This window comes from Pseudomonas sp. NPDC088885, assembly GCF_044750025.1.
GTDB classification, from domain to species: domain Bacteria; phylum Pseudomonadota; class Gammaproteobacteria; order Pseudomonadales; family Pseudomonadaceae; genus Aquipseudomonas; species Aquipseudomonas rustica.
Map to the genome: position 1 here is coordinate 1 of NZ_JBIVJB010000132.1, position 9,053 is coordinate 9,053.

A 9,053-nucleotide genomic window follows, 5' to 3' on the forward strand; every position below is an offset into this window, starting at 1 on the left:
CGATCTTCAGGTATTCACCTGGGGCGACTTTGTATTGCTTGCCACCAGTAACAATTACTGCGTACGACATGGTATTTCTCCGATAATCCTGCTCACCCAGCTCTTTATAAGAAGAGGTATTGGCTGGCATGGCTGCATAAGGCTGGAAGGCCTGATTGCAATTGCGTAAGGCAGGTGCTGCCCAGGAAGTTCAGGGTGCGCGATTGTACGCAAGCTGTTGAAGTGTTGCAAGAGGCCGTCCATCGCGCCTTGACAGGTCCGGGTGGGGGTCCTAGCATGCCGCGCAACCCTTCTGGAGCAACTGTCTCTGATGCAACCCCAAGCTTTCTACCGCGCGGTGGCGGACGATTTTAACGCCGTCGACGGCATCATCAAGAAGCAGCTGACTTCCCGAGTACCGCTGGTATCGAAAATCGGCGATTACATCACGTCGGCCGGCGGTAAACGACTGCGTCCTTTATTAGTGTTGCTGTGTGGCAAGGCATTGGGTCGCGAAGGCGACGACATGCGTCTGCTCGCCGCCACCATCGAATTCCTGCACACCGCGACCCTGCTGCATGACGACGTTGTCGACATGTCCGGCATGCGCCGTGGCCGCTCGACCGCCAACGCCATGTGGGGCAACGCTCCGAGCGTGCTGGTCGGCGACTTCCTGTACTCGCGCTCGTTCGAAATGATGGTCGAACTGGGTTCGATGCCGGTGATGAAGATCCTGTCCCAGGCCACGCGCATCATCGCTGAAGGCGAAGTGTTGCAGCTGTCCAAGGTTCGCGACGCCAGCACTACCGAAGAAACCTACATGGAAGTCATCCGCGGCAAAACCGCGATGCTTTTCGAGGCTTCGACCCACAGCGCTGCGGCGCTGGCCGGTGCCACAGCTGAGCAGAGCGAAGCCCTGCGCACATTCGGCGATCACCTCGGGGTGGCGTTCCAACTGGTCGACGACCTGCTCGACTACAAGGGCGACGCCGAGACTCTGGGCAAGAACGTCGGTGACGATCTGGCCGAAGGCAAGCCGACCCTGCCGCTGATCTACACCATGCGCGAAGGCACGCCGGAACAGGCTGCACTGGTGCGTCAGGCGATTCAGAAAGGCGGGATCGAAGACCTGGAAAGCATCCGCATTGCCGTGGAAGCCTCCGGTTCGCTGGAGTACACCGCGCAACTGGCCCGCGATTACGTGGCCCGTGCGATCAAGTGCCTCGAAGCGCTGCCAGCAAGCGAGTATCGCGATGCACTGGTTGAATTGAGTGAGTTTGCGGTCGCCCGCACGCACTGATACAACCCACTGTGGGAGCGAGCCTGCTCGCGAAAGCATTCTGCCAGTCGATATCAATGCTGACTGACAAAACGCCTTCGCGAGCAGGCTCGCTCCCACAGTTGTTTCTGCGCTATGCCCTTACTCGCGTAAAACCCTATACAATGTGCGACTTTTAGCGATCCCTCCCAAGGAGCCTTAGTGAGCACGTTGCCACCCTGCCCGAAATGCAATTCCGAATACACCTATGAAGACGGTACCCAACTGGTGTGCCCGGAGTGCGCCCACGAGTGGTCTGCCAGCGGCGAAGCCGAAGCAGCCTCCGATGACACCGTGAAGAAAGATTCGGTCGGCAACGTCCTGCAGGACGGCGACACCATCACTGTGATCAAGGATCTGAAGGTCAAGGGCACCTCGCTGGTGGTCAAGGTCGGCACCAAGGTCAAGAACATCCGCCTGTGCGATGGCGACCACGACATCGACTGCAAGATCGACGGCATCGGCCCGATGAAACTCAAATCAGAGTTCGTCAGAAAAGTCTGATTGCGCTGTCATCCATCCCGCGCCAGCCGTGGGATGGAGCTTCACCCTCCCCCGCCGTACCTCAATAAATCCACGCAATAGCCAAACGCCAGCCGTTTTGACCTTACGCAATCTTTACCCGGAAAAAATCAGAATCCGCCAATAGGCGCTTGCTATTTCGATAATAAGAATTATTCTCATCAAACACCTTCAATGGAGATGAGAACCATGACTTATTTGATCGACGCCTGGCTGGATCGCCCACATCCTTACCTCAGGATCCTCCATCGGGAAACCGGCGAGGTCTGTGCGGTGCTTGAAGAGGAAGCCTTGCATGAGCTGCAGGATCAAGGGGATCTGGATGTCAGCAGCCTGAGTTCCAGCGAGCCGATGGTGCTCAAGGAACTGGTGCGCAATCTGTTCCTGTTCTGCTATGCCCGGGCGTTGCGCCCGACCCATGAACTGCATCACAAGATCGAAATATGAAACACGCCACAAACCCTGTAGGAGCAGAGCTTGCTCGCGAAAGCGGTCTTTCATTCAACATTGATGTCGATTGACCGGACGCCTTCGCGGGCAAGCCTTGCTCCTACAAGGTCACGGGATTACAGAACGTCCAGCAGCTCGACGTCGAATACCAGAACGCTGTGCGGCGGGATGCTGCCAACGCCTTGCGCGCCGTAAGCCAGTTCGCTCGGCACGTACAGACGCCATTTGCTGCCGGCATTCATCAGTTGCAGGGCTTCGGTCCAGCCGGCGATCACGCCGCCAACCGGGAATTCTGCTGGCTGGCCGCGCTCGTAGGAGCTGTCGAACACAGTGCCGTCGATCAGCGTGCCGTGGTAGTGAGTACGCACCTGGTCTTCACGGGTTGGCTTGGCGCCTTCGCCCTGAGTCAGCACTTCGAATTGCAGGCCGGAAGCCAGAGTGGTGATGCCGTCACGCTTGGCGTTTTCAGCCAGGAATGCCAGACCTTCGCCAGCAGCGGCTTCAGCTTTGGCAGCCGCTTCGGCTTGCATGATTTCGCGGATAACCTTGAAGCTGGCGGACATTTCTTCCTGACCAACACGGCTTTCCTTACCGGCGAAAGCGTCGGTCAGACCGGCCAGGATTGCGTCCAGGCTAACGCCCGGTGGCGGGTTGTCGCGCAGCTGGTCACCCAGCTGACGGCCAATGCCGTAGCTGACGCGGGTTTCGTCGGTGGACAGATTTACTTCGGACATGACACTGCTCCGCTGTGCGGACGGCCACGAGACTTGCCGTGCGTGCACAGCGCGTCCCGGCGCGCCCGGAACCAAAAGGGCGAGCAGACTAGCACAGATGCTCCGGCGATGGGACGCAGCGCCTACAGGGCGGAACGCCAGGCCAGCGGTACCTTCAGACTTTCCTCGCCACTGGCGCCCAGGCCACACATTTCATCATGTACCGAGGTGTGTACGAGGTTGAACGGCAGCACCGGAAAGGCATGCAGCAAATCTCGCGCATGCTCCACCGAACGCAGCGTCAGCATGTTGCCCTTGGGATCACTCAACGGATACGCCGCGCCATGCATCCGCGCTTCGAGCAGATAAATCCCGCCCTCCATGGAGATCAGATTCAGCTCATCGACCTTCCTGGCAATGGCAAACGCATTCAACTCTTGCAGGTTCATGTGCGCACCTCTCGCGGTGGCGAATCAGGACGTCTACAGGGATATGCCCGCGCGCCCGAAAGCACAAGCCACAAACGACACCGCCCGTCTGTTTCGCAACAGACGGGCGGTGTTTTGCAGCGTTCAACAAACGATCAGTGCTTGGTGAGCTTGTCCAGGTAACCCATGGCGAAGGCCGAGATCACGAAGGTCATGTGAATGATCACGTACCACATCAGGTGCTCGGGATCGACGTTCTTGGCGTCCATGAAGATGCGCAGCAAGTGGATCGAAGAGATCGCCACGATCGACGCCGCGACTTTCATCTTCAGCGAAGACGAGTCCATGGTGCCCAGCCAGCTGAGCTTCTCCTTGCCCTCGTCGATGTCCAGTTGCGAGACGAAGTTCTCGTACCCGGAAATCATCACCATCACCAACAGGCCGCCGACCAGCGCCATGTCGATCAGCGACAGCAGTACCAGAATCAGATCCGACTCGGCCATCGCAAACACGTTGGGCAGGATATGGACGATTTCCTGGAAGAATTTCAGTGCCAACGCGAGCAGACCGAGGGACAAGCCGATGTAGATCGGCGCCAGCAGCCAGCGCGTGGCGTACATTGCGTTTTCGATAAAGCGTTCCATTGAATCTCACACTGGGGGCTGGAAATGGCGGCGAGTATACCAGCCCGCCTTGACCGCCAGAAACCGTCCTGAATCCGCCGTTTGCGCACGTATGACAAAGAATTTCTGCTAGTGTCCAAACCTATGAAAGCCCAGTGACGTTGGACAGGATGCGTGGAAATGGATGTGCGATTGCCGATAACAACTGCCGGAATTTGCTTCGCGCTGCTGATGAGCGGTTGCTCGCCCGGCGATGAGAAGCACGCGACAAGTCTTGAAGAGAAAACCGCCAAGTTCGAACAATCCCTGGACACCATCACCGATCCGAAACTCAAGGACGCCGTCAGCGAACTCGGCGGCTCATTGCTGTTGCTCCAGCGCGCAAAACAGAAACTCGACAGCAACCCGGCGAAAACCGAATACGGCGAAGACGCCCTCGGCGTGCTCAAGCACTACCCGAGCCCGCAGGCATTGGTCGACACCTTTATCAATGGCCTGTTTGTGCTGCACAAGGATTCCAGCTCCGACTACCTCACCGACCTGCAACCGGTGTTCCCTTTCAACCTCAATATTCCCGGCGGCTTCCTTTTTCCTCATGGTGTGGAGTGGCAGTCGGTCACGCTGAGTAATAAACGCGTCATTGGCTACCAGCCGGAATGGTCGGAAACCGATCCCGGCATTCAGCTCAGCCCTTCCAGCTCCAACGTCACCAACCCCGATGACCTGACCGTGACCTACCCGTTCATCGACGGTCTGAACGTCGACAAGAAGAGCCTGCCGCAACCGGTCAGCCTGCAAGGCAAGCTCGAAGTCATCGCGCCGCGTCGCCTGTACAGCTTCGACCTTACGCAGAAAGATGTCGGCGAGACCCGCACCAACGACAACCTCAGCGTGAAACTGCTGAAGCTTGAAAAGAATTCCGCCGAAGTCGAATTCAGTAACAGTCAGCCATTGGCCCCGGAAGTGGCTGAGGCGCAGCTCAATCCGATGATCGTTCAGGCCCGCGATGCCAGCGGTCAATACCTGGTGCGTGCCGGCTCGATCAACGAGAGCCCGGAGCAAGTGGCGTTCTACGAAAAACAACTGACGAACCTGCGACAGCAGAAAGCCTGGAGCGATGCGCTGGACAAGCAGCTCACTGCCGAGCAACAGGCGTTCGAAGAAAAACATCCGAAGCGCTACAACAAGGTCTACTTCAACGGCCCGATCGAAACCCTGGAAGTCAGTGTGCTGGATTTCTCTTCGGTGACCGTATCGCGTAAAGCGCTGGACTTGCCGATCCGCGCGTTCAAACAGCACACCACGGAAAAAGCCATCCAGCCGCTGGATCTACCGGTGACGGTTTACGACGATCAGACGGTGAGCTGGCTCAAGGGCGCGAGCCTGACCGAAGAGCAATTGAAGGCCGGTGTGCGCATCCATCAATCCGTCGAAGAACCGAGCGCCGCACGCATCGAGTTCTCCCACCGCCGCACGTTCAACGATGAATTGCTCGGTGACGATTTCAACCCCGGCGAAAGCCCGGTGACGTTCTTTACCGAGAAGCACAACGGCAAACTCGACGAGCCGATCGAACTGCCGCCCGAGGCGTACCAGGTCGATCCGTTGCGCGCGACGATTACTTACGATTTGAATCTGTTCCCGGAAACCCCGGCGATTGCCGTCGGTTCGATGCCGTTGTTTCTGGCGACTGTGGCCAAGCAGGCCTACGACGAAAAATCGTTGCCCAAAGGGCTGGAGATCAAGAACAACACGCTGCTGGTGGATCTGAAATTGTTTCCGGCCAACGAATATCGCTACTTCGTCAAAGACGACAGCGGCAATTATTTGAAGGAAATTCTATCGGTCAGTCACGACGCCAGTGCAGAAGGCCCGGCGTTAGTCGGCGTGCATTATTTTTATGGTCGCCCGACTCACGTGGAAACCTATCAGCGCACCGACCTCGCCACCGTGCAATATGGTTTTGAGGTCAAACTCGACAAGGCACAGGCGTCTGATACTGCTCCTTGAAGAGCAAGATCAAAAGATCGCAGCCTTCGGCAGCTCCTACAGGGCGCGGCTGCGGCCTCCGTTGATTTGGCGCAGCTGGGCTTGCAGGTGCAGGCTCCAGATTTGCGGATCGTCGGCCAGTTCGTAGCCGTGCAGCGTCAGGCTCTCAACGATGGTGTCGAGAATCGACTCGGCCGCGATCGGCCCGTGAAACGGCCCCTGGGCTTTGATGGCGGAAGGTTGTTCGCCGGCCATACCGGCAGCGAAGAGTAGCGTCCACATGCCGTTATCGCCGGCCAACGGCTTGATGGCGCATTCGATGCGGGTCACGAGACCCAGGCATTGACGGGTGAGGCAGAGGTTGCGCGACATGGCGGCGACCCTCGGTGAAGCCGGTATTCAGCCCCCACGGGAGGACTGGCTCGATCCAGTGATACTGTCGATATCCTTGAGCTGAGAATAGAAGAAAAGTCCGCTGCGCAAGCTGGATAGAACCAGAAGGCGCCGAATGGTCATTGTGTGAAGTTTGACGTCAGAGTAGTGGCGAATTTTGATGTCGTTACACCAAACAAATGTGGGAGCGAGCCTGCTCGCGAATGCGGAGTTTCAGGCAACTTATTCGTCGTCTGATACACCGCTTTCGCGAGCAGGCTCGCTCCCACAGTTTTGACCGCGTTTGACCTTAGGCCGGTTTTGCTTCAGCTAACGCCTCTTGGGCCAGTTCCTTTTCCGCTTCCTTGAGGTCTTCTTCGCTGATCATTTCAGCGATGTCGCGCAAGCGCTCGACCACCCGTGCATTGATGCTGCCTTCCGGGAATTCGCCGTCGGCGTTCGGCTCACCCGCCGGTTCGCCGACCAGCAGGCTCAACGCCTCGTCTGCCTGACGCACCGCGTAAACGTGGAACTGCCCGGCACGCACCGCCGCCAGCACTTTCTCATCGAGCATCAACGTGGCGACGTTGGCCTGCGGAATGATCGCGCCCTGCTCGCCCGTCAGCCCGCGTGCTTCGCAGAGACGGAAGAAACCTTCGATCTTCTCGTTGACCCCACCGACCGCCTGCACTTCACCGAACTGGTTGATCGAGCCGGTGATCGCGAAGCACTGCTTGAGCGGGGTTTTCGACAGCGCCGAAATCAGCGTGCACGCTTCGCCCAGCGATGCACTGTCGCCATCGACGTAACCGTAGGATTGCTCCAGCGCGATGCTCGCGGAAATCGCCAGCGGGAATTCCTGCGCGTAACGGCTGCCCAGATACCCGGTGAGGATCATCACGCCTTTGGAGTGAATCGGCTGGCCAAGGTTAACCTCGCGCTCGATGTCGACGATGCCACTGCCGCCCGGATACACCGTAGCGGAAATCCGCGCCGGCACACCGAACGCCGAGTCGCCGACTTCAAGCACGGTCAGACCGTTGCACTTGCCGACTGCCGCGCCATCGGTGTCGATGAGGATGATCCCGGCGAGCATGTCGTCGAGAATCCGCGCCGACACGCGACCAGTGCGCGTGGCTTTGGCTTTCAGCGCACGCTCGATGTGGCCGGCATCGGTCATTTCATCGCCAGCCAGATGGCGGATGAAGTCCGCTTCGCTGACCAGTTGGAACAGATCACCAATACGCGCCGACAAACGCCCTTGGTGCTCGGCCAACCGTGCGCTGTACGTCGCCAGACGCGCCACCGCGTCGGCGGTCAGCGGCGCCATGCCTTCTTCCGAGGTGCGGGTTTTTAAAAGCTGGGCGAATTGCTCCAGACTCTCGTCGACCATCGGGATGTCTTCATCGAAGTCGACCAGAACGCGGAACATCTCCTGGAAGTCCGGATCGAGGTCTTGCAGCGTGTAATACAGCGACCGCGCACCGATGATGATGACTTTGACCTGCAACGGAATGTGCTGCGGGTTGAGCGTGACCGTGGCGAAACGGCCCATCTCGCCCAGCGGCGATTCCATTTTCAGCTTGCGCGATTGCAGGGCGCGCTTGAGCGCATCCCACACGAACGGCTCGCTGAGCATTTTTTCCGCTTCAAGAATCAGGAACCCGCCGTTGGCACGGTGCAACGCACCCGGGCGCAACTGACGATAGGTGGTGTAGAGCGCGCCCTGATCGGTGGTGTATTCGATACGCCCGAAGAGGTTTTCGTAAGTCGGGTGCGGTTCGAATACCACCGGCGCACCGCCGCTGGCTGGGTGACCAACCACCAGACTTGGCGCGTATTGCTCTTCGAGCAGCTTGCGCGCCACGGCGTCGGTCTTGCTGTCGTCGACCAGTTGCTCGACCACGGTTTTCAGCAGGTACACCTGCATCGCTTGCAGGTAACCGCAGACCGCCGCGTTCTCGGCGTACTTCTCCGACAGCGGCGACAGCAACGGCTGCAGCGCCAACGTGATGGTTTCTTCGTTGAGCGAACGCAGCTGATTGTTCGACTCGCGCTTCCACTGCGGCAGGCTGGCGAGTTCTTCGTTCAGGCGTTCTTCGAGGCCGGAAATATCATCGTGAAAACGCTCGCGATCAGCTTCCGGCAACTGCGCGAATTCAGCTTCGTCCAGCGCCTTGCCGTCGAGCATCGGCGTGAAGGCGATGTTGCTGCTGTCGCGATAGAGGGCGACGTCTTTTTCCAAGGCCAGCCGCTCGATGATGTCGAGAGCTTTGTCGTAGCGCTGGTTGAAGGCGCGGTCGATGGCGCTTTTCTTTTGCTGGTAGGACGGGTGCTCGAAGACTGCCGGAAACGTCGCCAGCAGGTTGTCGATCAAACCGTTGATGTCACCGATGAACGAAGCGGCGGTGCCGGATGGCAACTCCAGTGCGCGGGGTTCGCGCGGCTCATCGAAATTGTTCACGTAGACCCAGTCCGCCGGGGTCTGCAGGCGTTTGCCTTCGGCCTTCAGATAGCGTTTGACGAACGAGAAACGGCCAGTGCCGGGCTCGCCCATGACGAAAACGTTGTAACCGGGGCGTGGCATGGCCACACCGAACTGCAAGGCTTCGACCGCGCGTTCCTGGCCGAGCACACCGCGAAAGGGCTCCAGATCATT

The 9,053-nt window shown here is 58.7% G+C and carries 9 protein-coding genes and 1 pseudogene; 4 read left to right on the forward strand and 6 right to left on the reverse strand.

All coding sequences use genetic code 11. The annotated features are described in order from the left end of the window. Positions 1–70, reverse strand: a pseudogene (locus tag ACIP1X_RS26370) (bL21 family ribosomal protein); the annotation flags it as partial. A 240-nt stretch (positions 71–310) separates the two neighbouring features. On the opposite strand from ACIP1X_RS26370, the gene ACIP1X_RS26375 reads away from it, so the two are divergent. From ACIP1X_RS26375 to ACIP1X_RS26385, 3 genes are all read left to right on the forward strand, one after another. After that, the gene (locus ACIP1X_RS26375) at positions 311–1,279 is read left to right on the forward strand and encodes a polyprenyl synthetase family protein (protein WP_053123982.1); all 969 of its coding nucleotides are present in this window, start codon (positions 311–313) and stop codon (positions 1,277–1,279) included. 180 nt (positions 1,280–1,459) lie between these two features. After that, entirely contained in the window at positions 1,460–1,801 is a 342-nt protein-coding gene (locus ACIP1X_RS26380) for a zinc ribbon domain-containing protein YjdM (protein ID WP_053123983.1), read from the forward strand. Between the two features lie 207 nt (positions 1,802–2,008). Next, positions 2,009–2,266, forward strand: a complete 258-nt coding sequence (locus ACIP1X_RS26385; protein ID WP_053123985.1) for a hypothetical protein — start codon at positions 2,009–2,011, stop codon at positions 2,264–2,266. A gap of 119 nt (positions 2,267–2,385) precedes the next feature. Here ACIP1X_RS26385 and ACIP1X_RS26390 read toward each other — a convergent pair whose 3' ends face one another. The 3 genes from ACIP1X_RS26390 to ACIP1X_RS26400 form a co-directional block, all read right to left on the reverse strand. Beyond that, on the reverse strand, positions 2,386–3,003 hold the full coding sequence (locus tag ACIP1X_RS26390; protein WP_008078561.1) for an FKBP-type peptidyl-prolyl cis-trans isomerase: 618 nt from the start codon (positions 3,001–3,003) through the stop codon (positions 2,386–2,388). Positions 3,004–3,125: 122 nt separating this feature from the next. Next, complete coding sequence (locus ACIP1X_RS26395) at positions 3,126–3,431, reverse strand: DUF6482 family protein (protein WP_053123987.1); 306 nt, start codon at positions 3,429–3,431, stop codon at positions 3,126–3,128. Between the two features lie 134 nt (positions 3,432–3,565). Further along, positions 3,566–4,054, reverse strand: coding sequence for a TIGR00645 family protein (locus ACIP1X_RS26400; protein ID WP_053123989.1), 489 nt, complete (start codon positions 4,052–4,054; stop codon positions 3,566–3,568). A 159-nt stretch (positions 4,055–4,213) separates the two neighbouring features. Here ACIP1X_RS26400 and ACIP1X_RS26405 point away from each other — a divergent pair, with 159 nt between their 5' ends. Next, positions 4,214–6,043 carry a hypothetical protein gene (locus ACIP1X_RS26405; protein WP_400755750.1) on the forward strand — a complete coding sequence of 610 codons (1,830 nt, stop codon included), beginning with the start codon at positions 4,214–4,216 and terminating at the stop codon, positions 6,041–6,043. A 36-nt stretch (positions 6,044–6,079) separates the two neighbouring features. On the opposite strand, the gene ACIP1X_RS26410 is transcribed toward ACIP1X_RS26405, so the two are convergent. Next, positions 6,080–6,394 carry a hypothetical protein gene (locus ACIP1X_RS26410; protein ID WP_053123993.1) on the reverse strand — a complete coding sequence of 105 codons (315 nt, stop codon included), beginning with the start codon at positions 6,392–6,394 and terminating at the stop codon, positions 6,080–6,082. A 310-nt stretch (positions 6,395–6,704) separates the two neighbouring features. Beyond that, positions 6,705–9,053 (reverse strand): Lon protease family protein (locus ACIP1X_RS26415; protein WP_400755751.1); only part of this gene is annotated, 2,349 nt, incomplete at its 5' end.